Raw genomic sequence first — 25,207 nt, 5'->3', positions numbered from 1 at the left:
AGCTTAGCAGAACTGTTGTAAAGCCTTTAGCTAAATGCCTGCTGTGCTTATTGAAAAAAATACAATGCCGCTGTAAGCAAGCGGCATGTTGTTCTTAATCGGGCTTTGGATAAACTGTTTGAATTAAATTGTCTACCACTTGAGGCTCGGCTAAGGTTGAGGTATCGCCTAGGCTGTCGAGTTCATTGGCAGCAATTTTTCTTAAAATACGTCGCATGATTTTACCAGAGCGGGTTTTGGGTAAAGCAGGCGCAAAGTACAATGCATCAGGTGTGGCTACAGGGCCTAAAATTTTCCGTACCCATTGAATCAATTCATCATGCAATTGATCGGTGGCTTCTACGTCGGCTTGCAAAGTCACAAAGGTACAAATACCTTGACCTTTAATCTCATGTGGCATACCGACGACCGCAGCTTCTGCCACAGCATCATGTGCCACCAAAGCACTTTCAACTTCTGCTGTACCTAAACGATGACCGGAAATATTCAGCACATCGTCGACCCGCCCAGTAATCCAATAATAGCCATCTTTATCACGGCGCGCGCCATCACCAGTAAAGTAACTGTTGGCATAGGTACTAAAATAGGCGTCAAAAAAACGCGCTGGGTCACCCCAAATGCCACGCATTTGCCCTGGCCAAGAGTCTTTAATAATTAAGTTACCCTCTGCTTCACCCTCAAGCTCACGTCCTTCTGCATCAACAATCGCAGGTTGCACCCCAAAAAATGGGCGCGTAGCTGAGCCCGGTTTAAGTGCTGTAGCACCAGGGATTGGGCTAATCATAAAACCACCAGTTTCGGTCTGCCACCACGTATCAACAATCGGACAACGCCCTTCTCCAACAACGTTGTAATACCAATTCCACGCTTCAGGGTTAATCGGTTCGCCTACAGAACCTAACAGACGTAATGAGCTACGATCACTTTCTCGTACAAAAGCATCACCCTCACGCATCATGGAGCGAATCGCAGTAGGTGCAGTATATAAAATGGTAATATCATGCTTATCTACAATATGACCTGTACGCGCCCATGATGGGTATTGCGGCACACCTTCGTACATCACGGTTGAAGTACCATTGGATAAAGGGCCATATAAAACATAAGAATGACCTGTAATCCAACCCACATCTGCGGTACACCAAAACACATCATCTTGTTTAATATCAAACACTTCACGGAAGGTACAATTGACATAGGTCAAATAGCCCCCTGTGCTATGCAATACACCTTTAGGCTTACCCGTTGAACCTGAGGTATATAAAATAAATAAAGGATCTTCCGCGTTCATCGGTTCAGGCGGGCAATCATCTGTGACTTGCATGATTTCAATGTGGTACCACACATCACGCCCCATTTGCATATGAATGGCGTTGCCCGTACGATGCACCACAATCACCTGTTCAATGGAGTGGGTATTGGGCTGCTCAAGGGCTAAATCAACATTGGCTTTTAAATAAATGGGCTTGCCACCGCGCATGGCTGAATCTGCGGTAATTACCATTTTAGCTTGGCAGTCTTCAATACGACTGGCTAAAGCCTCTGGTGAAAAGCCGCCAAACACTACGCAATGCACTGCACCAATACGCGTACAAGCTAACATGGCAATGGCCGCCTCTGGCACCATCGGCATATATAGCATGACCCGATCACCTTTTTGAATACCATTTTTTTTCAATACATTGGCAAAGCGACAGACTTCATCATGCAGTGACACAAAAGAAATCACTTTATGCCGCGAAGGATGATCACCTTCCCAAATAATGGCAGGTTTATGCGGATGTTCTTTTAAATGTCGATCTAAACAGTTATAAGACACATTGAGCTCACCATCACTAAACCACTCAATCTTAAAATCATCTTTATTAAAACTGCTGTTTTTGACTTGAGTAAAAGGCTTAGTCCAATCGAGTTTTAGGGCTTGTTCACGCCAAAAATCCTCTGGGTTGGTGATGGAATGTTGATAGCGCGCAAAATATTGTTCTTCATTGGTGCGCGCCGTTTTTTTAAGATGTTCAGGAACAGGATAAATTTCTTGCATAGCGAACTTCCTTGATCGAATGGCAACATCGCGTCGCCCTGAATTTTTACTTGTTTAACATTTACTCTTATAATTTTGCTGTGTTATGCCGCTAGATGCTGCAGCATCTTTGATTCCTTTACGATAAAAATGGTCTGTTATGAGTCCTCTTGATACACCTCCCTTACCATCTACGCCACGTTTAAAAAGCTATCAAGGTCGTTTTGGGCGTTTAAGCTTTATTGCATGGCATGCTGTGCTGTGGTGGGCGAGTTGTTGTATTGGTTTTGGCTTATTGCTTAGTTTAGGTTTATTTAACTTTGCCACATTTAGTTTAGATTCGGCCGCCTACCTTTTACCTACTATTAATCATATTTTTAGCTTACTCTTTTTTGGGCTATATACCTATTTTGCTTTTGTAATCACTATTCGGCGTTTACATGATATTAATGCCAGTGGCTGGTGGTCACTGTTAAGCTTTGTGCCCATGATTAATTTGTTTTTCTCTGTTTATTTATTAGTCAAAAAAGGCCATCCGACCAGTAACATGTACGCCCCAGCGCGAATCACCCCATTTTGGGAAAAATTCGTTGCATGGTCATGTATTGTGCTGATGCTAGTGTTGATTATTAGTATGCTGCTGTTATTAAGTAGTTATGAACAAAGCATTGACTTTTTACCTGCCGAACGGATCGTAGAAAAAGGCAGCGAGTTCTTCTAACAACTTCACGAAGCTGCGGCATAATTACACAGTTAAGCTCGAACTATTCTTAAGTTCTCAGCGTTTTTCAGGCAAAATACTAACAAAATAACTTTGACTGGAATACGTGTGGCTGAACAAGAAAGTACCTTAAAAGAGGTGACTCAGGGCACCTCTGAGCTGTTACAAGAAGCAAGCGCAAAAACCGCTCAAACTGTGGCTGAGTATACCGATAAATCACTCGAAGCTTACTCGACCATTGACCATTTCATTAATCTATTTTGGGAACGCTTACCGTATATCTGTATCGCCATTTTTGTGTTTACAGTGTTCTACATGCTCTCAAAACTGTTTAAGTTATTTATTCGTAAAGCTTTATCTGACCGTAGCTATACCAAGCAAAACTTAGTTTTGGTCTTAAACCGTGTCGGTAGTTCAGCTATTATCTTCTTTGGCTTTTTAATTGCCATGGTGATTGCTATTCCCGGCTTTACACCAGGGCAATTAATGAGTGCGCTAGGGATTGGTTCGGTCGCGATTGGTTTTGCGTTTAAAGATATTTTCCAAAACTTATTATCTGGTATTTTAATTCTACTTGGCGAACCGTTTAAAATTGGTGATGACATTATTGTTTCAGGCATGGAAGGTACGGTTGAAGATATTCAGATTCGTGCGACTTTCTTACGCTCACCAGATGGTCGTCGTATTGTGATTCCAAATGCCACCGTTTATACCAGCCCTGTCACAGTAAACACCGCGTATTCACGTCGTCGTTGTCAGTTTGTGGTGGGTATTGGTTATGAAGATGATGTCCAAAAAGCCAAGGATGTGATCACAACCATCTTAGATCAAGATCAAGCAATTTTAAGTCAGCCAGGCTTTAGCGTAAACGTCAATGCGTTGGCAGATTTCTCAGTCAACTTAACGGTGACGTGGTGGGTCAATACTACCGAAACCACCATGTCAGCTTCCATTAGTGATGTACAACAACGTGTCATTCATGCCTTTGCTGAACACGGGATTTCGATTCCTTATCCTGTACAGGAAGTTAAAGTTTATCGCGGTGAACAGACAGCAGCATCAACTGCTAAATAAGCGTCCAATTAAATACGGAATCACAGTTTCAGTCCGGATAATACGGTTGCCTAAGCTTGCGGCTTGGCAGCCGTTTTTTACAAGTAATTCAATTTCATAAGGAATAAAACCACCCTCTGGCCCAATTACAATAGTACAGGGTTGGTTGATTGCATGTGGCATGACCTGCTCTACATAAGGATGCGCTAAAAAAGCAGGTTGCTGTTGGCTGATCAGGGTTGGTAATACATCTTCAACAAAAGGTTTAAAGCGTTTATACATGGCTACTTTTGGGGCAATGGTATCACCGGCTTGCTCAAGCCCAAGGGTGACATAATGCTCAACCTGCTGTAAGAGAGGCGTTTGCCAATAACTTTTATCTACTCGATAACTATGAATCAGGATAATTTGTTCAACCCCTAAGGTCACTGCATCCATAATTAAACGGCGTAAAACCTTGGGGCGCGGTAACGCTACAATTAAGGTTACCGGCAGCTTTTGTGGCACACTTTCTTCATGTAAGGGTTTGATGCGAATTTGCTGTTCATTTACTGCAACCACTTCAGTTAAGTAACGCTTTCCCTCAGCAATACCTACTTTTAAGGTATCACCCACTTGCACATCAACATGGGTTTTTAAATGCTCTAATTGACGTTTGGCTGTAATTGACCAAGTATCGCTACTGGTTTGACGAGGATCAAGTAGGACAATATTCATTGGCTTTCCTTATACATATTGATCAATGATCTGAATATGTTTATGTAAAGCCCCTTGATTATTGTGCATCACCTGCTGCGCAGCCACATTAAGTGCTTGGGCTTGCCTAGGATCCTGTACTAAAGCCAATAATGCCTGACTTGCCGCACTAAAATCATTCACCACTTTAACGCCATCTACAGCAACAAACTCATCCACAATAGTTTGAAAATTAAAATAATTCTTTCCTAAAACCGTTGGCACATTTAAAGCAATTGGCTCTAGAATATTATGCCCACCACCGGGTTGATTCAGTGAACCCCCTACATAGCAGGCTTGACTTAAGGCATACCAGAGCCACATTTCACCCATAGAGTCAGCCAAATAGACTTGAGTATCGTGTTGAATTTTTTCGCCCAAACTACGCCGTTGCGTAGTTAAATTTAAAGCGCGACTGGCAGCAAAAACCTCATCAAAACGCTCAGGATGACGCGGTACGACAATACAGGTTAACTGAGGGTCTGCCATTAAAGCCGGTTTAAGCTGTGCCAACAACTCTGCTTCTTCAGGCGCATGCGTGCTGGCAAGGGTCAGCATTTTTCGACCTTGTAATTGCCAGTCCTGCTTTAGTTTTTGAGCCTGCTGTATAAAGTGTGTGGGTGGGCTGATATCAAATTTTACATTACCTAAAACTTGGCTGTTCTGCGCTGCTATACCCAATTCAATATAGCGTTTTTGGGTGGCTTGATCTTGTGCTAATAACGCAGTTAAGCCATTGAGCATCCCTTGAGTTAAACGCTTAACTTTGGCATAACCTTGCGCTGATTTTGCCGATAAACGTGCATTGAGCAAGATGCACGGCACTTTAAACTCTTGCGCAATATCAATCAAATTGGGCCATAGCTCAGTTTCCATGAGTGCCAACATTTTAGGTTGATATTTTTGGTAAAAATCACGTACTAAGTCACGTTGATCTGCGGGTAAGTACACCGCTTGAAATAAGTGTTCAAATTCTGGTTTTACAAATAAAGCTTTGGCACGCTCCTGACCAGTTTTGGTGGTATTCGTCACCAAAACTGCATGACCTTGCTTTAAATAATGTTCGATCATTGGCTGCGCGGCATTGGTCTCACCGACCGAAACCACATGAAACCATAGCGCCTGTTGATTCTTAGGCTTTTGAAAAGGGCCAAAGCGTTCTGTGAGTTCTTGGGCAAGTTGTTCTGGGCTAGTGGCACGTTTTTTAATACGGGCACGATAGATCGGCTTAATCAAAGTGAGCGCTGCGTTATACCAAAACGGAGTAGCCAAGAATTCGCCTCAAATAACAAGAAAGGAAAGCGCAGAATATAGCAGAGAAGCAGCCAGAAGAATAGAAAGCCTAATCTCTCCTAAGCATAAAAGCGCCAAGCGATTGCTTGACGCTTGAGTATCAATTTAAGCTTCAGCGTGTTGTAAGGTTGGATAGTCGATATAACCTTCTGCTACATCTGTACCAATCATTTTATCGAGCTGCACCTCATTTAACTGTGCATCTGCAACCAAACGCTCATACAAATCAGGATTGGCAATGTAAGCTTTACCAAATGCCACTGCATCGGCTTTATTGGAAGCCAGTAAATCAATCGCATCTTGACGGGTTAAGCGCATATTGGCGATATACGGCACACCGTTGGCACGCGATTTCATATAACCCGAGATGCTATCATCTGCCAAATATTCACGGGTAAAGAAAAAGGCAATCTTACGTTGCGCAAGCGCTTCTACTGCATAGCCAAAAGTTTCTTTGGGATCAGCATCGCCCATGTCATTTTCATCACAACGTGGTGCTAAATGTACACCTACACGACCCGCACCCCAAACCTCAATTAAAGCATCGATGACTTCGAGTAAAAAACGCACACGATTTTCAACAGAGCCACCATATTCATCGTCGCGCAAGTTAGTGCTACTTTGTAAGAACTGATCAACCAAATAACCATTGGCCGCATGTAACTCTACCCCATCAAAACCCGCTGCTTTGGCATGGATTGCAGCTTGTTTAAAGTCAGCAATGGTGGTTTTAATTTCAGCAAGCGTGAGTGGACGCGGTGCGACATAATCTTGTTTAGGTCGTAACAGACTTAACTGACCTGCAGGTTTTACATCACTTGCCGACACAGGCAGATTACCATTTTGAAAATGCGGATGTGAAATACGACCAACATGCCAGAGCTGCGCCATAATTAAGCCGCCTTTATCATGTACAGCCTTGGTTACACGCTGCCAGCCCGCAATCTGCTCAGGGGTAAACAAGGCAGGAGTGTTGGCATAACCAATCGCCTGCTGCGAGACAATAATCGCCTCAGAGATAATCAAGCCAGCACTGGCACGCTGCGCATAGTACTCTGCCATCATTGGCGTTGGGATTAAATCATCCGCCACTCGAGTACGTGTTAATGGTGCCATAACCACGCGGTTTTTAAGATGCAATTCACCAAAAGTGATTGCAGAAGAAAGCTCAGCCATGCTGCCCCCATAAAAGATTTTAAAGTTAAAAGTCATCAAGTGTTTAAACAAAGAAATCTGTCTAAATATTAAGATTTAACGCAAATTAATGCTGGATGATATCTGCTCGATGAACAACCGATATCAACTCAAATGGATTAAAATCATCTGCGGGTGTTCGGACATAGCATCTAGCAACAGGCCAACAGTTTAGAGGATAAATCTATGCAACATCATGAAAATTAGGCATAAAAAAAGCGCCAAGCGATTGCTTGACGCTGAAATAAGCAATTTAGGCTTAAATCTGTTCGAGTGTTGGATAGTCGATATAACCTTCTGCTACATCTGTTCCAATCATATTTTCAAGCTTTAATTCATTTAAAGGCGCATCTACTAATAAACGCTCGTATAAATCTGGATTAGCAATATACGCCTTACCAAAAGACACTGCATCGGCTTGACCTGAAGCTAATAGCTCAACGGCATCCTCACGGCTTAAACGCATATTGGCAATATACGGTACGCCATTAGAACGTGCTTTCATGTCTTGTGAAATGCTGTCGTCAGCCAAATATTCTCGAGTAAAGAAGAAGGCAATCTGACGTTTGCCCAATTCTTGCATCACATAGCCAAATGTTTCACGTGGAGTCGCATCACCCATATCATGCTCATCACCACGCGGGGCCAAATGGACACCAACACGTCCCGCACCCCAGACTTCAATTAAGGCATCAACCACTTCGAGTAGGAAACGGGCACGGTTTTCAATCGAACCACCATATTCATCTTCACGTTGGTTGGTACTACTTTGTAAAAACTGGTCAATTAAATAACCATTGGCCGCATGCAATTCAACGCCATCAAAACCTGCATCTTTGGCATAAATTGCCGCTTGTTTATATTGCTCGGTAATCGCATGAATTTCTGCAATTTCCAAAGGACGTGGCAACACATAAGGACGTTTTGGACGCAATAAGCTGACATGCCCTGCTTGTTGTACAGAACTTGCCGAAACTGGGGTTTCACCGCCGAGTAAATCAGGATGTGAAACACGGCCTACATGCCATAACTGCGATACGATTAAACCACCTTTAGCATGCACTGCATCAGTGACTAACTTCCAACCTTCAACCTGTGCTTGGTTAAATAGGCCTGGGGTATTTAAATAGCCGTTGGCTTGTTCTGAAATGACAGTTGCTTCTGCAATAATTAAACCCGCGCTGGCACGCTGTGCATAGTATTCTGCCATCATCGCTGTAGGCACACGCTCAGCTGTCGCACGGCTACGCGTTAAAGGTGCCATTACCACACGGTTTTTAAGTTTTAATTCGCCCAAGCTTAAGGGAGTATTGAGTTCAGCCATAATTACCTCATCACTCGAATTACAGCGAGTGTTGTAAATGATCAATATATTGCTGAATTAAGGCTTCGTTGCGTGAGAAGTAAGACCATTGACCGTGTTTTTGCGCTTGGATGAGTCCTGCTTGCTGTAACACAGACAAATGATTAGACATGGTAGATTGCGACACATTACCTAAACGTTCAATTTGTCCAGCACATACGCCACGTTCAAAGTTGCCGCACTCTTCAGCAGCTAAATACGCTGCAGGATCTTTGAGCCACATCAAAATCTGCCGACGCGTAGGATTCGCTAAGGCTTTAAAGATTAAATCAATATCCATAGACATAGACACTCTTCAAATTGCACAAAGGCCTGATTCAGCATTTAGCTTAATATATCGTATTTTTTAGATATTAATATCTATTTTTTACGATAAACAACCAAAACCCGAATCAAGGCCCTTATTAAAACTTATAAACCTTGCTTTAAGCTGGCTTCAATAAATTTATCTAGATCACCATCAAGTACCGCACCTGTGTTTGAGCTTTCAACACTAGTACGTAGGTCTTTAATACGTGAGTCATCCAACACATAAGAACGGATTTGGCTACCCCAACCAATATCAGATTTAGTATCTTCTAAGGCTTGTGCGGCTTCATTACGTTTCTTCATCTCTAATTCATAGAGTTTGGCACGTAATTGTTTCCATGCATGGTCACGGTTGGCGTGTTGTGAACGTTGGTTCTGACATGCCACTACAATCCCGGTTGGTGCGTGGGTTAAACGTACCGCAGAGTCAGTTTTGTTAATGTGCTGACCACCCGCGCCTGAGGCACGGTAAGTATCGGTACGCACATCTGCTGGGTTAATATCAATTTCGATATTGTCATCCACTTCAGGTGACACAAACACCGCAGAGAATGAGGTATGACGACGGTTACCTGAGTCAAATGGAGATTTACGGACTAAACGATGCACACCAGATTCGGTACGTAACCAACCGTAGGCATACTCACCTTCGACACGAATGGTTGCAGATTTAATCCCTGCAACATCACCGTCTGATTCTTCCATCACTTCAACTTTAAAGCCATGACGTTCGATCCAACGTAAGTACATACGCAGTAACATCGATGCCCAGTCTTGCGCCTCTGTACCACCAGAACCCGCTTGAATTTCCACATAGCATGGATTTCGATCCATTGGATTGCTGAACATACGACGAAATTCAAGTTTAGCCAATTCTGCTTCTGCTGAATCAAGCTCAGCTTGCACATCCGCTAACATTTCTTCTTCTTCAGCTTCAACTGCTAAATCAAGCATCGCTTGGGCATCTTCAAGCTGCGTGGCAAGACCATCTAATACGTTTAATACGTTTTCAAGTTCGCCTTTTTCTTTGGCCATCGCTTGGGCACGGCTTTGATCATTCCAAATCGCAGGATCTTCTAACTCGCGTAGAACCTCTTCTAAACGCTCTTTCTTTAGATCGTAGTCAAAGATACCCCCGTAGTGTTTGACCACGGTCGTTTAAGTCTTTTAGCTGTAATAGATAAGGATTAATTTCCACGTTCGTCTCTCAAACAAATGTAAGCTTTAAATAGCCCAATATTATATCACAGTGCTTATTTAGATTCTGAATGCCAATTTTAAGCCTTTAAAATCACTCACTCTATGCAGTTGAAATTCCAACCCAATAGATGACTATGCATACAAAATAGACTTCATTTTGACTTTTATATGCTAAATTTACATATCTAAATAAAAAGCCTCACAAAAAAACTGTCATTTATAATCAATCACTTATAAAAATTACTTTACATAACATTACCAAAGTCACAAAACGGTAACTTTGCAGTGATTGACCAAAGTTGAAATTACTCTAGACTGAAAGTTGTAACAAGAAATGTATTATTTTAAGACAGTTTATAGGGGGAGGAATTCCATGAAAAAATTAGCAATTGCATCTGCGCTTCTAACGACCGTGGCACTAACAGGTACCGCAGCACATGCATACCAAGCTGAAGTTGGCGGTTCATTCGCCTATACAGATCCAGATCGTGGCAGTTCAGGCGAAGCTTACGGTTTAAATGGTACGTACTACTTTAATCCAGTACAAACTCGTAATGCCCCACTGGCTGAAGCTGCTTATTTAGACCGTGCGAGTAATGTCAATGCAAACGTCGGTTTTGAAGATACTGGCGCAACTGAATATACCAGCTATGGTATTGGTGGTGAGTACTTTGTACCTAACTCTGACTTCTATGTAAGTGCGAATGTCGGTCGTACCGAAGCTGAACTTAAGACCCCAATTGGTACATTTGACAATGAAACCACAACTTATGGTGCAGAAGTCGGTTATTTCTTTGCCCCAGGCTTATTGGTTGCCGCAGGTCTTAAAGGCTACGACAATGACAATAACGATGGTACAGACCCAACTTTACGCGCTAAATATGTAACGACTTTAAGTAATGGTAAAGACATTAACGTAGAAGCAGGTGCTGCATTTGGTGATCTAGATGAATACAACATTGCTGGTGATTACTACATCGATAAAACCTTAAGTATTGGTGCAGATTACTACGACAATGATCTAGAAGAGAAAAGCGAGTTTGGTATCAATGCACGTAAATTCTTCAATCCACAACTAAGTGTTGAAGGTCGTATTGGCTTTGGTGAACATTTCACCAATGATTACAACAAATTTGGTATTGCAGCGAAATATCGTTTCTAAGCACTAAGCCAAATACTGAAAATAAAAACCGCGCGACTGCGCGGTTTTTTTTATTGGCTTAAATAATTAACTTTAAGTTGTAGACTGACATTACCATTAAATTCATTGCGGTCTAGTTCATAAACTAAATCAACATAATCTAGCATTGGATTAAAATCATATTTACTGGCTGCATTAAAAGCGATAGCCTCCACGACTTGAGCATTATCTAAGGCTAAACGCAATTTCAGGTGCACATCTTTAAGCCAGCGAAAATCCACAATTTTAAAACGTCCCTCAAATACAGGACTTGGGAATTTTTGGCCCCAAGGACTTAAATCTTTAAGCAGTGCAACCATATTTAGATTTAATTCATCGGCAGCCAATTCACCATCCGTCCATAAAACTGCCTGGAATAAATCTGGATCCATTGTGGCAATCAATTGCTCAAATTTAGTTTTAAACTCAGCAAAATGTTGTTTTTTAATGGTTAGACCTGCGGCGGCGGCATGTCCGCCAAAATGACTCACTAAATGTGGATATTGCTCGGCCAGCATTTCAATCGCATCACGAATATGAATGCCATCAATAGAACGTGCTGAACCTTTAATATGAATGCCATCTTCATCACGCGCGAAAACAATACTTGGGCGATGGAATTGTTCTTTTAAGCGCCCTGCCACAATTCCAATAACGCCTTGATGCCAATGTGGTTCAAATAATACTAATGCATGTGGTAAGTTATTCTGATCAAGTTGAATTTTCTCTAACTCATTTAAAGCATCTTGTTTAATTTGGCCTTCGACTTGGCGACGTTCGGCATTGAGTTGGGTCAATTGTTCAGCAATTGGGTAAGCGTGTTCTAAACTTTCAGCCAATAGACATTCAATGCCAATATCCATGGTTTCCATGCGTCCTGCAGCGTTGATGCGTGGCCCAAGCACAAAACCTAAATCAGAGGCTGTAAGGCTTGCTGTATCGCGCTTTGCAATATCGAGTAAGGCAAGTATACCGGGGCGACATTGCTGCTGACGAATGCGCTGCAAACCTGCATCAATTAAAATTCGGTTGTTGTAATCAAGACTGGCCACATCGGCATAGGTACCTAGAGCCACTAAATCTAGATATTGCACCATATTGACATGGCTTTTACCGTGTTTTTTGCGTTGACTCGATACATTGGCCAGCACATAAAATGCCACCCCAACGCCAGCCAAGGCTTTACTTGGAAACGGACAACCGAGTTGATTGGGATTGACCACCGCTTCAGCTTTGGGTGTAGGCTTGGTGGTCAAGTGATGATCAGTGATAATCACTTGCATACCATGGTCTTGCGCTTGTTGAACCCCTTCATGGCTCGAAATACCGTTATCTACCGTAATCAGTAAATCAGGGGTAAATTGTGCAAAAGCTAAATCTGCAATCGCTGGAGTTAGACCGTAACCATATTTAAAACGATCTGGTACCAGATAATCGACATCTGCACCCATAGCGCGTAGAGCGAGCAGCATTAAGCTGGTACTGGTTGCGCCATCAGCATCATAATCACCAACAATCACGATTTTTTTGTCCTGATCAATGGCTTGATCAATGAGTTCAATCGCTTGAGGCAAGCCCAGCATATTAGGTGCGAGTAGATGCTTAAGTTTGAGTTCTAATTCTTGTATCGATTGCACGCCACGACGCGCGAGGATGTTGGCGAGCAAAGGTGACACGCCCTGAAAATTTTCAGGGCGTGTGATAAAGGGACGTTGTTGAACAATGATCTTGGTCATTTAAGGCATCAGACGTTGTAGCTTCCAGTGAGCTTCAATTCTTTCATAAATGAGCCGATCATGTAAGCGATTTGGTCGGCCTTGCCAAAACTCGTAATGCTCTGGCACAAGGCGGTAGCCGCCCCAAAACTCTGGCTTAGCTAAGTCATCTTGACTGGCTACTTGATCCTGTAAAGCTTGGAAACGACTTTGCAATTCTTCACGACTAGCAATCACACCACTTTGCGGGGTACTAATATGCGCTGCAATTTGGCTCTCACGTGGGCGCTTATGATAGTAGTCGGTCGACTCTTGCTCAGAAATTTTATCGACACGGCCAAAGATCCGCACTTGGCGTTCAAGCTCTGGCCAATAAAATAAAATTTCTGCATACGGATTAGCGGCTAAATCTAGGCCTTTTTGACTGTCATAATTGGTATAAAAATCATAACCCGTTGCTTGAGCACCACGTAACAAGACCGTACGCACATGTGGACGACCTTTGCCATCTGCAGTAGCAATCGACATGGCATAGGGTTCATGTAAACGCGCCTCTAAGGCGTGGTTAAACCAATTTAAAAACTGTTCATGCGGATCAGCATTGACTTGATCTTCATGTAACTCACCTTTTTGATACGTTAAACGCAGTTCGCTTAAATCTTTAACAACATCTGTCATGCTTGCTCCTTAAACGGCGTTGGCACGTACCGCATCAGCCAAGTGATGAGCTAACGCAGTCACTTCTGCTAAGTCATTACCTTCGACCATCACGCGAATCACAGGCTCAGTGCCTGATTTACGAATGAGTAAACGACCACGACCTTTGAGCTGTGCTTCAGCTTTTTCAAATTCAGTCACCAATGCAGGTACTGCGTATGGATCAAACATAGCCTCTAAACGCACATTGACCAAGACATTTGGTAGTAATTTAAAATCTGCAACCAATTCAGCTAAGCTTTGATTACGCTCAACCATCACGGTTAACACTTGCAATGCCGCAATAATGGCATCACCTGTGGTGCTCTTATCTAAAGTTAAGATATGACCCGATGGCTCACCACCGGTTACCCAACCGTTTTGCTCTAAACCTTGTAGAACATAACGATCACCCACTTTGGCACGGAAAAACGGCACATCCGCTTGTTGTAGCGCTAATTCAAGCGCCATATTGCTCATCAATGTCCCCACAATCCCTGCAGGTTTTTGTGCAGCTTTCGTAGCTAAAATATACAGAATATGATCGCCTGTGATTTCTTGACCATGTTGATCAATCATAATCACTCGGTCTGCATCACCATCAAAAGCAATCCCTAAATCGGCTTGATGCTCAAGCACAGCTTGTTTCAGGTTTTCCGGGTGGGTTGAGCCACAACCTTCATTAATATTTAAACCATCTGGCTCATTAAAGATGGCAATGACTTTGGCACCCAATTCACGGAAAACTGCAGGACCAACGCTGTAGGCTGAACCATTAGCACAATCCACCACAATTTTTAAATCATTAAGATCTAAATGGTATGGGAAGGTTGATTTACAGAATTCGATATAACGACCATTGGCATCATTTACACGAACGCTTTTACCCAAGTTCGCTGTGTCTTCAATGACTAAGTCATTTTCAAGTTCTTGGTTGATTTCATCTTGTAAGCTATCCGGAAGTTTTTTACCTTCAGCAGAGAAGAATTTAATGCCGTTATCAAAGTATGGGTTATGGGATGCTGAAATCACAATCCCAAGGCTAGCATGCAAAGCACGGGTTAAATGGGCAATTGCAGGGGTTGGTAGTGGCCCTAATAAATGCACATACACCCCTGCTGCATTTAAACCTGCTTGTAAAGCAGATTCTAAAATGTAGCCAGATAAACGTGTATCTTTCCCCATCACCACAATTGGCTTTTTCTTTTTGCTATTGCGTTTTAATACCTTACCCGCGGCGAACCCTAATTTTAATGCGAACTCTGGTGTGATTGGCAACACACCAAACTTGCCACGAATACCGTCGGTACCAAAATAACTCATACTTTGCTCACTGTATTTTTATTGCTGCCTTGTAAACAGCGCATTGTTTTAAACCGCAAATACTTTATCACCAAACCACAAAAAAGCCGTCATTTTATGACGGCTTTTTTGAGTAACTCTTAAGAATTAACCAACGCGATAGTTTGGTGCTTCTTTGGTAATCGTTACATCATGTACGTGTGATTCAGACATACCTGCTGCAGTAATTTTCACGAATTTCGCGTTTTGACGAAGATCGTTAATTGTTGCAGAACCGGTATAACCCATAGATGAACGTAAACCACCCATCATTTGATGCACGATGTTACCCATTGGGCCTTTGTATGGTACGCGACCTTCAATCCCTTCTGGTACTAGTTTTTCCGCGCCCGCTTTTGCGTCTTGGAAATAACGGTCCGCAGAACCTGTAGAACCAGCCATCGCACCTAATGAACCCATACCGCGGTATGCTTTGTAGTAACGACCTTGGAAGAATTCAACTTCGCCTGGTGCTTCTTCAGTACCTGCCATAAGTGAACCCACCATAATGGTGCTTGCACCTGCGCCAATGGCTTTAGCCATGTCACCAGAGAAACGAATACCACCATCTGCGATTAATGGAATTTGCTCTTTTAGTGCATTGGCAACAGCATCAATGGCCGAGATTTGTGGCATACCAATACCCGCAACAATACGCGTAGTACAAATAGAACCAGGACCAATACCTACTTTCACCGCATCTGCACCAGCATCAAGGAGTGCAAGCGCTGCATCACCAGTGGCAATGTTACCGCCAATCACTTGAACTTGTGGATAGTTGGCTTTAACCCAACGTACACGTTCAATGACACCTGCTGAGTGACCATGTGCTGTATCTACAACAATCGCATCTACACCAGCTTCAACCAGTGCTTCTACACGGCTTGGAGTTTCTGCACCTGTACCAACCGCTGCACCCACACGCAGACGACCTAAGTCATCTTTACAGCTATTTGGATACAATTCCGCTTTGCGGAAGTCAGTCACGGTAATTAAACCTTTCAGTTCGTTGTTTTCACCAACAACGATGACTTTTTCAATACGGTGCTGTTGCAATAACGCTTGGATGTTTTCTTTTGATTCACCCTCACGTACTGTCACAAGACGATCTTGACCAGTCATGATGTTACTCACTGGTTGCTCAAGATTGGTCTCAAAACGTGTATCACGACCGGTTACAATACCCACCACTTTGCCATCTTTGACAACAGGTACACCACTGATATTGTTGGCTTGAGTCAATGCCATCAATTCACGTACAGTTGTTTCAGGGCTGACCGTAATAGGGTCTTTCACCATACCCGCTTCAAATTTTTTCACACGGCGTACTTCTGCAGCTTGTGCAGCAATATCCATGTTTTTATGCAAAATACCGATACCGCCATTTTGCGCCATTGCAATCGCCATACGAGATTCAGTAACAGTATCCATCGCTGCTGAAACAAGTGGGATATTTAATTCAATGCCGCGAGTTAAACGTGTCTTTAAAGAGACATCTTTTGGGAGGACAGTAGAGTAGGCAGGGAGTAATAGGACATCATCGAAGGTTAACGCGTCTTGAACGATGGTCAACATAACAGTCTCACTGGTAATTTCCGTGCGCCATTATAAACAAAATTTTAAGTTTTATTCATTTAAATTTAAGCAAACACCACAAAAATAAAGCTATCTTGCTGAATATTTTATAAGTTTAGTTAAAACCAAGATCTTATTTATAATAAATTTTTTTTAATTTTTATAAAAAATTCATCTTTTTCTTATAGATTTGGGCAAAGCGAACTTTGCCCAAGATTTAACTGACGCGATCAAAGTCCTCGTCATTGTCGGCAGTGACAGGTTCAATTTGCACCAAAGGAATCATGTTGTAGCGAGCACGGGCTTTATTGCATTGAGTGTCACCGGCTTGCACTTCTTTACAACTCGTACTCCGTGCTGCGTAGACTGAACAACTGACATTTACCCCCACTTCACCTTCTAAGGCAATGCAACGTGGATTGGCCTGATTGGTACCTGTCATACAACTATAAACCGCAGTGACAGGCTCAGTATAATGTTCCGGCAGATGTAAACCCTCTGCCCAGTAAAAGGATACCCGAAAGTGGGCACAGCACGCGCCACAGGTTAAACACGAATCTTGAGTCACCAACTGCGATAACATTTTTTAGCTCTTTTCATCAGCATTTTTTGGAGCGAAAATTCTAAAAAAACTGTTTTTTTCACGCAAGATTCTTGTGACTAATGGCGAATATTAATGTGGGTAACTAAAAATGCTTTCATCCATTAAATCAGTACCGCACTGCAAGGTTTCAATCCAATCTAAGAATTGTTTAATTTTGGCTTTGCCCACAAATGGTAAGCCATGTTGCGGCACAATCATGTCTACATCCATGGTGCGTACCATATTAACCCACAGCCGAATCACTTTATTATTACACATATAACGCTGATGAAAGCCTTTCATCTTACGCGTATGTAACTCAAAGTCATCGACGATTTGATTGGCATCTTCCACAATAGAAGCGCCCATATCACCTGAAAATAAGATTTTGGCAATCGGGTCATAAAATTGAAAATTACCTACCGAATGTAAGAAGTGTGCTGGCACGGCCACAATTGAAGATTGACCTAAAGGAATCACTTGACCTGGGTCTGGCAACTCAATCAGACGATCAAGCCAACTGCCCTTCATACGTTCACTGGTAAATGATGAATTCAGATGCGGTAGAAAACGCGCCCATAGTTTGGACGCGACAATTTTGGCATCGGTATATACTAACCAGCGTGGCATAGAAGTAATAATATCTGGGTCTTGGTGTGAAGCCATGACATAATCTAAATGACTCAGCTTGGTATATTTACTCAGTTCCATGGTGAGTGGTACATAAGTGAGATCACCACCCGGATCAAGTACTGCAGCACGTCCATGGTCGATAATTAAAAATTGATTGGCTTGAATCCCCTCGCCCTTTACCAAACTGGTAAAGCTGATGCATTTATGTGTACCGTTATCAAATAACACTTGTGATGTGGTGCGGTCTAACGCCATACCATGCCCCTTAGCCAATATTTTTTTCAATAAAGTGTTCAATTCCTTACAAAATATATGGTTTTATTGCAACTTACAACAATTACACCTATAAAGTGACTTATCACACAATTTAATGGACATAAAAAAACCCAATCACGGATTGGGCCTTTTTAACTTAAATTTTAAAAAAAGTAATGCTGCGCTAAGGTCCATACCCCAATGCTTAAGAAAATAATTGCGCTAATTTTATGAATGAGTGCGATGGGCAACTTATCCGCCAGTTTATTACCAACAAATACCGCTGGGGCATTGGCAATCATCATTCCTAGGGTGGTTCCGGCAGTGACCCAAATTAAGCTATCAAAACGTGCTGCTAAAGCCACTGTTGCAATTTGGGTTTTATCACCAATTTCAGCCAAGAAAAATAAGATGAATGTTGCACCAAAAACACCATAGCGTTGCCACTTGTTAATGCTTTCACTTTCATCGTCTAATTCATCTGGCACTAGCATCCATAATGCCATAGCAATAAAACCAATCGACACAATCCAAAGTAGAATTTCAGGTCCAATAACAGTTGTCACCCATTGCCCTAAAGCTGCGGATAGACCGTGATTAATGATGGTAGCCAGTAAGATGGCAATTAAAATAGGTACAGGTTTTTGATAACGCGCGGCCAGTAATAAAGCTAAGAGTTGGGTCTTATCGCCCATTTCAGCCAAGGCAACAATGGCAGTTGAGAGTAGGAACTCATGCATGATGTGTTTCTCTGGCTAGCATATATATACCAATGACTTATCCCTCCTGCTAGCCAAAATCTGCAGAGTGATAAATCAAAGGTCTTGCCAACAAAACAAAGCTCATTTGAGCTCATTTGGTTCTTTGCTATGATGACCATGCTCAATTTAGAGCAAATATGTTGACCATCACCTTTTTACCTTGCGTAAAAAGCGGCTACTCCCCAATGAAGTAAGCTCATTATAGTCAACTCAAAATTTATTTACAAACCAAAATAAAAACCCTGCCGTAGCAGGGTCTTTAATCACCTTAATTCATCTGATTAGATGAGCAAGGTACGAATGTCTTTTAGCAGTTTAGTCAGCTTATTGGTAAAGCGCGCTGCGTCTGCACCATTAATCACACGGTGATCGTATGACAATGAAAGCGGAAGCATTAGGCGTGGATCAAAGCCTTCACCATTCCAAACAGGCTGCATGGTGGCAGGTGAGATCCCTAAGATTGCTACTTGTGGCCAGTTGACCAGTGGCGTAAACGCTGTACCACCAATCGCACCAAGGCTAGAAATGGTGAAGTTCGCACCTTGTAGGTCTTTAGGTGACAATTTCTTATCACGTGCTTTTTGACCTAACTCACCGAGTTCAACTGCAATTTGCTTAATTGATTTTTGGTCTGGGTTACGCAGTACAGGTACGGTTAAGCCATCTGGAGTTGCGACCGCGATCCCCATATGGATTTCGTTACGTAACAATACCGATTTACCATCATCCGCCAAGTGACCAGCAAACTCACGCTCTTCTTTAAGAAGGTGTGCCACTGCTTTGATAATGAATGCCATAATGGTCAGGCTGATACCTTCTTTCTTAAAGTTGCCTTTAAGATCATTACGCCATGCTTCAAGCTCAGTGATGTCAGCTAAATCAAACTGTGTGACTTGTGGAATATAGTTGTTTAAAGACAACTGCGGAATTGACACTTGCTGTAAACGTGTTAATGCTTTTTCTTCCACACCACCAAAGGCATCAAAACTTGGAAGTTTTGGTAAACCTGCAGCAACCGCAGCCGCTACTGGAGCAGCAACAGGTGCTGGCGCAGTTAAGCGTGTTTTCACGTAAGCAAATAAGTCTTCTTTCATTAAACGTGCATGAGGACCAGATGCTTTGACTTCTGCCAAGACCACACCTAATTCACGTGCAAGCTTACGAACCGCAGGACCTGCATAGACTTTCGCGTTTGCCGCATTTTGCTCTTTGGTCAGTTTATCTGCCGAAGGTGCTGCCGCTTGTACAGGTGCAGCTGCTGCTTTCGGCACTTCAGCTTTTGCTGGTGCTTGTACAGGCGCAGCAGCAACTGGTGCCGCTTGACCTTCAGCTTCGATTGTAACTAAAGCCACGCCCTCAGAGACGTTTTGACCCAGTTCAACATGAATCGCGGTAATTACACCCGCTGTGGTGCTTGGCACTTCAACTGTTGCTTTGTCAGATTCAACCACAATGATGCTTTGGTCTTTTTCAACTTTGTCGCCTACAGCCACTAAAATTTCAGCTACAGCCGCCTTATCTACACCTAAATCAGGTACAGCAATTTCAATTTTGCCAGCTGGTGCAGCGGTAACAGGTGCTGCTTCGGCTTTTGCTGTCTCTACAGCAGGTTTAGTTGCCACAGGTGCTTGTTCTGCTGCCGCAGGTGCTGCTGCGCCTGCAGTTTTTACTTTCAGAATCACAACGCCTTCTTTGACATTGTCACCCACTGCAATTTCAATTGCTTCAACTGTACCCGATACCGTACTTGGCACTTCTACAGTGGCTTTATCTGATTCAACCACAACAATGCTTTGATCGACATCAATTTCATCGCCTACGGCAACCAAAATTTCACCCACAAGGGCTTTTTCTACGCCAATGTCAGGTACTTGCACATCAACCACTTGTGATGCTGCTGCCGCTACAGGCGCAGCTTGTTCTGCAACAGGAGCTGCCGCTTGAGCTTCTGCCTTTGGCGCTTCAGCTTTTGGTGCTTCAGCAGCAGGTGCAGGCGCTGCCTGACCTTCTGCTTCAAGTTCAACCAAAACCGCACCTTCAGCAACTTCATCACCAAGGCTGACTAAAATGCTTTTTACCATACCCGCCGAAGTGCTTGGCACTTCGACAGAGGCTTTATCAGATTCAAGCAATACAATGCTGTCATCTACAGCAATGGTATCGCCCACTTTCACTAAAATTTCAGCGACTGTTGCTTTGTCTACACCAATATCGGGAGTCGTAATTTGCATGCTTATTTCTCCTCTTTGTAGTCTGCAACAGCGTGTACTGATGGTGTTGCTTGTGGTGCCCAAGCCACTGGACGGTCTGTATCTAATTCAAAGCTAGAGATGGCATCTTTGACTAAACGTGCATCTACTTCGCCTTCATCAGCAAGTTTTTTAAGCGTTGCTACAACGATGTGTGCTGCATCTACACCAAAGTAGCTACGTAATTTGGCACGTGTATCTGAACGACCATAACCATCAGTACCAAGCGCTACAAATGGACGGTTGTCTGGAAGATAGGCACGAATTTGTTCGCTGTATGCACGCATATGGTCGGTTGCTGAAACCACGATCCCTTTAGTGCCACGTAATTGCTGAGATACCCAAGCTTCTTTCACTTCTTCTGCAAGTGGGTGTAGGCGGTTGTATTCTTCACACGCCATACCATCACGCGCAAGTTCGTTGAAGCTGGTTACGCTAAATACGTTGGAATGGATTTGGTATTCATCACGTAGGATTTGCGCCGCTTTAATCACTTCACGCAGAATCACCCCTGAACCCATCAGCTGAACAGTGGCTTTTTCATCTTCTTCAAGTAAATACATACCACGTTTGATGCCTTCTTCAACACCTTGTGGCATTGCAGGATGCTCGTAGTTTTCGTTCATGACTGTTAAGTAGTAGAACACGCGCTCTTGGTTCACATACATACGTTTTAAACCGTCATGCACAATTACAGCAAGCTCATAGCCGAAACATGGATCATAAGAGATACAGTTTGGAATGGTGTTGGCTAAGATGTGTGAGTGACCGTCTTGATGCTGTAAACCTTCACCGTTGAGGGTTGTACGACCTGCAGTTGCACCCAATAAGAAGCCTTGTGCTTGTGCGTCGCCTGCTGCCCATGCAATGTCACCAATACGTTGGAAACCAAACATCGAGTAGTACATGTACATTGGAATCATTGGCAAGTTATTGGTTGAATAACTGGTCGCCAACGCAGCCCACGCGCTCATCGCACCTGCTTCGTTAATTCCTTCTTGTAGCATGTGACCGTCTTTGGCTTCACGGTAATGCATCAATTGTTCTTGGTCTTCTGGGGTGTACTTTTGACCGTGCGCGGCATAAATACCCAACTGACGGAACATCCCCTCTAAACCAAATGTACGTGCTTCATCTGGAACAATTGGCACAACACGGTCTTTGATGGCTTTTTCTTTCAATAAAGAAGAAATTAAACGCACCATCACCATCGTTGTAGATTGTTGCTTACCGTTAGAACCTGCAAGTACCGCATCAAATACAGATAATTCTGGAATCGCAAGTAATTCGCTTTCTTTACGACGTGCAGGTAAGTAACCACCTAACGCTTCACGACGTGCCTTCATATATTTAATTTCAGGCGAGTTTTCGCTTGGACGGTAGAACGGAACTTCTTCTAATTGCTCATCGGTAAATGGCAAGTTAAAACGGTTACGTACATATTTAAGCGATTCAAGCTGCATTTTCTTGATTTGATGCGTTTTGTTCACCGCTTCGATTTCTTCAGATAAACCATAACCTTTCACAGTTTTTGCTAAGATGACTGTTGGTTGACCTGTCGATTTCATCGCTTCTGCATAGGCAGCATAAACCTTGTACGGGTCATGACCACCACGGTTTAAGTTATCGATGTCTTCGTCGCTTAAGTTTTTAACTAACTCTTCAGCTTCTGGATATTTACCAAAGAAGTGCGCACGAGTATAAGCACCACCTTTTACTTGGTAACGTTGGTAGTCGCCATCTACAGCTTCTTCCATAATCGCTTTTAAAGCGCCAGATTTATCTTTATCAAGTAGCGGATCCCAATGACGACCCCATACCACTTTAATCACACGCCAGCCTGCACCACGGAATAGAGATTCTAATTCTTGAATAATTTTGCCGTTACCACGTACCGGACCATCGAGACGCTGTAAGTTACAGTTGACCACCCACACAAGGTTATCTAGCTTTTCACGACCAGCAAGGGCAATCGCACCTGTACTTTCTGGTTCGTCCATCTCGCCATCACCAAGATAAGCCCAAACTTTACGGTCTTCTTCTTTGATTAAGCCACGGTTCATTAAGTATTTTTGAATGTGTGCTTGGTAAATCGACATGATTGGACCAAGACCCATCGATACTGTTGGGAACTGCCAGTAATCTGGCATTAAGTATGGGTGTGGATATGACGGTAAGCCAACACCGTCTACTTCACGACGGAAGTTGTTTAAGTGATCTTCAGTTAAACGACCTTCTAAGAACGAACGTGCATAAATACCTGGGGCACAGTGACCTTGGTAGTAAATCATGTCGCCGCCAAAGTTATCGCTATTGGCACGGAAGAAGTGGTTAAAACCAACATCATATAAAGTTGCAGAAGACGCGAAGCTGGCTAAGTGACCACCTAGGTCATCACCTGTTTTATTGGCACGCAGTACCATCGCCAAAGCATTCCAACGGATTAAAGCACGAATACGGCGCTCCATGTCTGGATCACCCGGCAACGCTGGCTGTTCTGCTACAGAAATCGTATTTAAGTAAGGTGTATTTAAGCGCTGAATGGGAACATGCTTTGCAATCGCGCGTTGATACAATTTTTCTAATAAAAAGGCTGCACGTTCTGTGCCCATGTGTTCAACCACAGAGTCGAACGCTTCTTGCCATTCTTGGGTTTCTTGCGCGTCAGTATCACCATAAAACGCCATAATCTACCATTCCATATACCTATATTAGGATGTATATGTATCATACTTTAGACGTATTAAGTTATCGTTGCAGCTGAATATAGTTACAGAGGTGTATTTCATAGCTAAATACTGGCCGCTTTATAGCACCTTAAAACAACAAAAAACCGCCCAAATAGGCGGTTTATCATACAACAAAGCTACTTTTTTAAATAATAGCCCTGTTTAAAATAAAGTCAGTCGTTTAAAGCATCTCTGATCGTACTAAATCGTTTGCTGACAATTCATACATTAAATGTATAAATCTACCCCAAATTAGCGCAACATGGCCAAATAAGGTGATGGGTTCTTACGCTGACCGTTTTTAACCACTTCATAGTGTAAATGTGGTCCAGTACAACGACCTGTACAGCCTACATTAGCAATATGCTGACCTGCTTTCACACGCTCACCGACACGGGCAATTAAACGTGAAGCATGTGCATAACGGGTGACATAGCCATTACCGTGGTTAATTTCAACGTATTGACCATAACCTGTACCCCAACCTGATTTAGTGACTACACCAGGACCTGTAGCATAAATTGGTGTACCTGTAGGTGCAGCGAGATCTAAACCTGAATGGTTTTCAGCACGCCCCCCCATAGTACGACCACCGTAATTTGAGCTTACGCGTCCATTGGGTAAGGGATGGGCTAATAACCAAGAATATGGGCTACTTGATACAGAAGATGCTGAATAATCAGTTGACTTAGTGCTTGGATATTTTTTCTCAAGCGACTCGTTATTTAATACAGTGGTTTTTTCTGCACCACGAATTGTAACGTTGATTTCAGTCGGTTTAAGTGCTGCAACTTCTGTTGCTGTTTTAAACTCTGAATAAGACCCTTGTGCTAAAGTTTTGGTGAGTTGTTCAAGACGGTCTGGATTAGAATCCGCTTTTAAATCTAAAACTTGTGCCTGATTGGCTTTTAGATCAACTAACTCAGCTAAAGCTACGGTTGAAGCTGAAGCTGCTAAAGTACACGCTACAAAAATACGTCGCAAATGCATAAAAAAACCTCTTTAAACTGTTTTTAGCAAAGTTCCCTTGTCTGAATCTCGTCCTTGATATCTACCAAAAGAAGCGCATAAGATTAGGACATAAACATGAAGGAATGATGTATGTCTGAACCTGTAAACGTTTTTGGGCAAACAAGTAAACATCTAAAAACAGGAAACTTAACGTTTCTCTCAACGCAAGTTGCTGCATGGCAGAAACTTAGCAAACTTATCCAACCGCTCCTGCCCCAACCGGAGCAATGGCAAGTTGTGTGTTATCAAAATGGCGTTTTGACAATTACCGGTGAAAATCAGGCCATGATTAGCCAACTCGGTTATCTTCAAAAGCAATACATACAACAATTGTCACAAATTAGTGGTCTAGAAAATTTACAGAAAATCCAAGTGCGCCTGAGAATCAAAGCTCAAACACCTGTAAAAAATGAAAATTGTTCTAGGCAATTACAAGCTGAAACACAAGATTTGTTACGTGATGCCGCTTGCTTTGTGAACGACCCTAAGCTTAGCCAAGCGATGCTACGTTTGGCAAGCAAAAAAAAGTAATTCTCATTTCTCTGTATTAGAAATGATGAATTAAATTCGTGACTTAAATCACAAATGCAG

21 protein-coding genes and 1 riboswitch are annotated in these 25,207 nt (G+C 42.8%); of the genes, 4 read left to right on the top strand and 17 right to left on the bottom strand.

All coding sequences use genetic code 11. The annotated features are described in order from the left end of the window. Window positions 1–94 precede the first annotated feature (94 nt). Entirely contained in the window at window positions 95–2,041 is a 1,947-nt protein-coding gene (gene acs, locus AC5YCI_RS07190; RefSeq protein ID WP_496130259.1) for an acetate--CoA ligase, read from the bottom strand. A 139-nt stretch (window positions 2,042–2,180) separates the two neighbouring features. On the opposite strand from acs, the gene AC5YCI_RS07185 reads away from it, so the two are divergent. Continuing rightward, window positions 2,181–2,741 (top strand): DUF805 domain-containing protein, encoded by a 561-nt coding sequence (locus AC5YCI_RS07185; RefSeq protein ID WP_496130258.1) that lies wholly within the window; start codon window positions 2,181–2,183, stop codon window positions 2,739–2,741. Between the two features lie 108 nt (window positions 2,742–2,849). After that, window positions 2,850–3,815: a mechanosensitive ion channel family protein gene (locus AC5YCI_RS07180; protein WP_496130257.1), complete on the top strand. Its 966-nt coding sequence runs from the start codon at window positions 2,850–2,852 to the stop codon at window positions 3,813–3,815. Here the strand turns inward: AC5YCI_RS07180 and AC5YCI_RS07175 are convergent. The 6 genes from AC5YCI_RS07175 to prfB form a co-directional block, all read right to left on the bottom strand. Next, the gene (locus AC5YCI_RS07175) at window positions 3,801–4,511 is read right to left on the bottom strand and encodes a 16S rRNA (uracil(1498)-N(3))-methyltransferase (RefSeq protein WP_496175343.1); all 711 of its coding nucleotides are present in this window, start codon (window positions 4,509–4,511) and stop codon (window positions 3,801–3,803) included. The two genes, AC5YCI_RS07180 and AC5YCI_RS07175, sit on opposite strands and share 15 nt — an antisense overlap. Window positions 4,512–4,520: 9 nt before the next feature. Next, the gene (locus AC5YCI_RS07170; RefSeq protein ID WP_496175342.1) at window positions 4,521–5,801 is read right to left on the bottom strand and encodes a 3-deoxy-D-manno-octulosonic acid transferase; all 1,281 of its coding nucleotides are present in this window, start codon (window positions 5,799–5,801) and stop codon (window positions 4,521–4,523) included. A gap of 126 nt (window positions 5,802–5,927) precedes the next feature. Beyond that, window positions 5,928–6,998 carry an alkene reductase gene (locus AC5YCI_RS07165; protein WP_496130254.1) on the bottom strand — a complete coding sequence of 357 codons (1,071 nt, stop codon included), beginning with the start codon at window positions 6,996–6,998 and terminating at the stop codon, window positions 5,928–5,930. 277 nt (window positions 6,999–7,275) lie between these two features. Then, entirely contained in the window at window positions 7,276–8,340 is a 1,065-nt protein-coding gene (locus AC5YCI_RS07160) for an alkene reductase (protein ID WP_496130253.1), read from the bottom strand. A 19-nt stretch (window positions 8,341–8,359) separates the two neighbouring features. Further along, window positions 8,360–8,659 (bottom strand): ArsR/SmtB family transcription factor, encoded by a 300-nt coding sequence (locus tag AC5YCI_RS07155; RefSeq protein WP_496130286.1) that lies wholly within the window; start codon window positions 8,657–8,659, stop codon window positions 8,360–8,362. A 131-nt stretch (window positions 8,660–8,790) separates the two neighbouring features. After that, a protein-coding gene (gene prfB, locus AC5YCI_RS07150; RefSeq protein WP_496175341.1) for a peptide chain release factor 2 occupies window positions 8,791–9,886 on the bottom strand; the annotation gives its coding sequence in 2 pieces (ribosomal slippage) (window positions 8,791–9,813 and window positions 9,815–9,886; 1,095 coding nt in all). Between the two features lie 375 nt (window positions 9,887–10,261). Between prfB and AC5YCI_RS07145 the strand changes: the two genes are divergently transcribed. Continuing rightward, a complete protein-coding gene (locus AC5YCI_RS07145; protein ID WP_496130251.1) occupies window positions 10,262–11,050 on the top strand; it encodes a putative porin in 789 nt (262 codons plus the stop codon). A gap of 50 nt (window positions 11,051–11,100) precedes the next feature. Here the strand turns inward: AC5YCI_RS07145 and recJ are convergent, their stop codons facing one another. The 10 genes from recJ to AC5YCI_RS07095 all read right to left on the bottom strand — a co-directional run bounded on the left by recJ (window position 11,101) and on the right by AC5YCI_RS07095 (window position 24,595). Then, a complete protein-coding gene (gene recJ / locus AC5YCI_RS07140) occupies window positions 11,101–12,804 on the bottom strand; it encodes a single-stranded-DNA-specific exonuclease RecJ (protein ID WP_496175340.1) in 1,704 nt (567 codons plus the stop codon). Then, window positions 12,805–13,461 (bottom strand): pyridoxamine 5'-phosphate oxidase, encoded by a 657-nt coding sequence (gene pdxH / locus AC5YCI_RS07135; protein WP_496130249.1) that lies wholly within the window; start codon window positions 13,459–13,461, stop codon window positions 12,805–12,807. It abuts the gene before it with no gap. A gap of 9 nt (window positions 13,462–13,470) precedes the next feature. After that, on the bottom strand, window positions 13,471–14,802 hold the full coding sequence (gene glmM / locus AC5YCI_RS07130) for a phosphoglucosamine mutase (protein ID WP_496130248.1): 1,332 nt from the start codon (window positions 14,800–14,802) through the stop codon (window positions 13,471–13,473). A 126-nt stretch (window positions 14,803–14,928) separates the two neighbouring features. Then, window positions 14,929–16,395, bottom strand: a complete 1,467-nt coding sequence (gene guaB, locus AC5YCI_RS07125; RefSeq protein ID WP_496130247.1) for an IMP dehydrogenase — start codon at window positions 16,393–16,395, stop codon at window positions 14,929–14,931. A 217-nt stretch (window positions 16,396–16,612) separates the two neighbouring features. Continuing rightward, the gene (locus tag AC5YCI_RS07120) at window positions 16,613–16,978 is read right to left on the bottom strand and encodes a YkgJ family cysteine cluster protein (RefSeq protein ID WP_496130246.1); all 366 of its coding nucleotides are present in this window, start codon (window positions 16,976–16,978) and stop codon (window positions 16,613–16,615) included. 90 nt (window positions 16,979–17,068) lie between these two features. After that, on the bottom strand, window positions 17,069–17,866 hold the full coding sequence (locus tag AC5YCI_RS07115; protein WP_496130245.1) for an oxygen-binding di-iron domain-containing protein: 798 nt from the start codon (window positions 17,864–17,866) through the stop codon (window positions 17,069–17,071). 164 nt (window positions 17,867–18,030) lie between these two features. Beyond that, window positions 18,031–18,606: a TMEM165/GDT1 family protein gene (locus AC5YCI_RS07110; protein ID WP_496130244.1), complete on the bottom strand. Its 576-nt coding sequence runs from the start codon at window positions 18,604–18,606 to the stop codon at window positions 18,031–18,033. A 73-nt stretch (window positions 18,607–18,679) separates the two neighbouring features. After that, window positions 18,680–18,823, bottom strand: a riboswitch (yybP-ykoY riboswitch). A gap of 85 nt (window positions 18,824–18,908) precedes the next feature. Beyond that, complete coding sequence (locus AC5YCI_RS07105) at window positions 18,909–20,858, bottom strand: 2-oxo acid dehydrogenase subunit E2 (RefSeq protein ID WP_496130243.1); 1,950 nt, start codon at window positions 20,856–20,858, stop codon at window positions 18,909–18,911. Between the two features lie 2 nt (window positions 20,859–20,860). Next, on the bottom strand, window positions 20,861–23,563 hold the full coding sequence (gene aceE / locus AC5YCI_RS07100) for a pyruvate dehydrogenase (acetyl-transferring), homodimeric type (protein WP_496130242.1): 2,703 nt from the start codon (window positions 23,561–23,563) through the stop codon (window positions 20,861–20,863). 294 nt (window positions 23,564–23,857) lie between these two features. Beyond that, complete coding sequence (locus AC5YCI_RS07095; RefSeq protein WP_496130241.1) at window positions 23,858–24,595, bottom strand: M23 family metallopeptidase; 738 nt, start codon at window positions 24,593–24,595, stop codon at window positions 23,858–23,860. Between the two features lie 111 nt (window positions 24,596–24,706). On the opposite strand from AC5YCI_RS07095, the gene AC5YCI_RS07090 reads away from it, so the two are divergent. After that, window positions 24,707–25,147: a DciA family protein gene (locus tag AC5YCI_RS07090; protein ID WP_496130240.1), complete on the top strand. Its 441-nt coding sequence runs from the start codon at window positions 24,707–24,709 to the stop codon at window positions 25,145–25,147. Window positions 25,148–25,207 lie beyond the last annotated feature (60 nt).

This window comes from Acinetobacter sp. CY17 (assembly GCF_059515825.1).
Note: the sequence above shows the minus strand (reverse complement) of the source record. Positions and strands in the feature narration are given on the sequence as shown.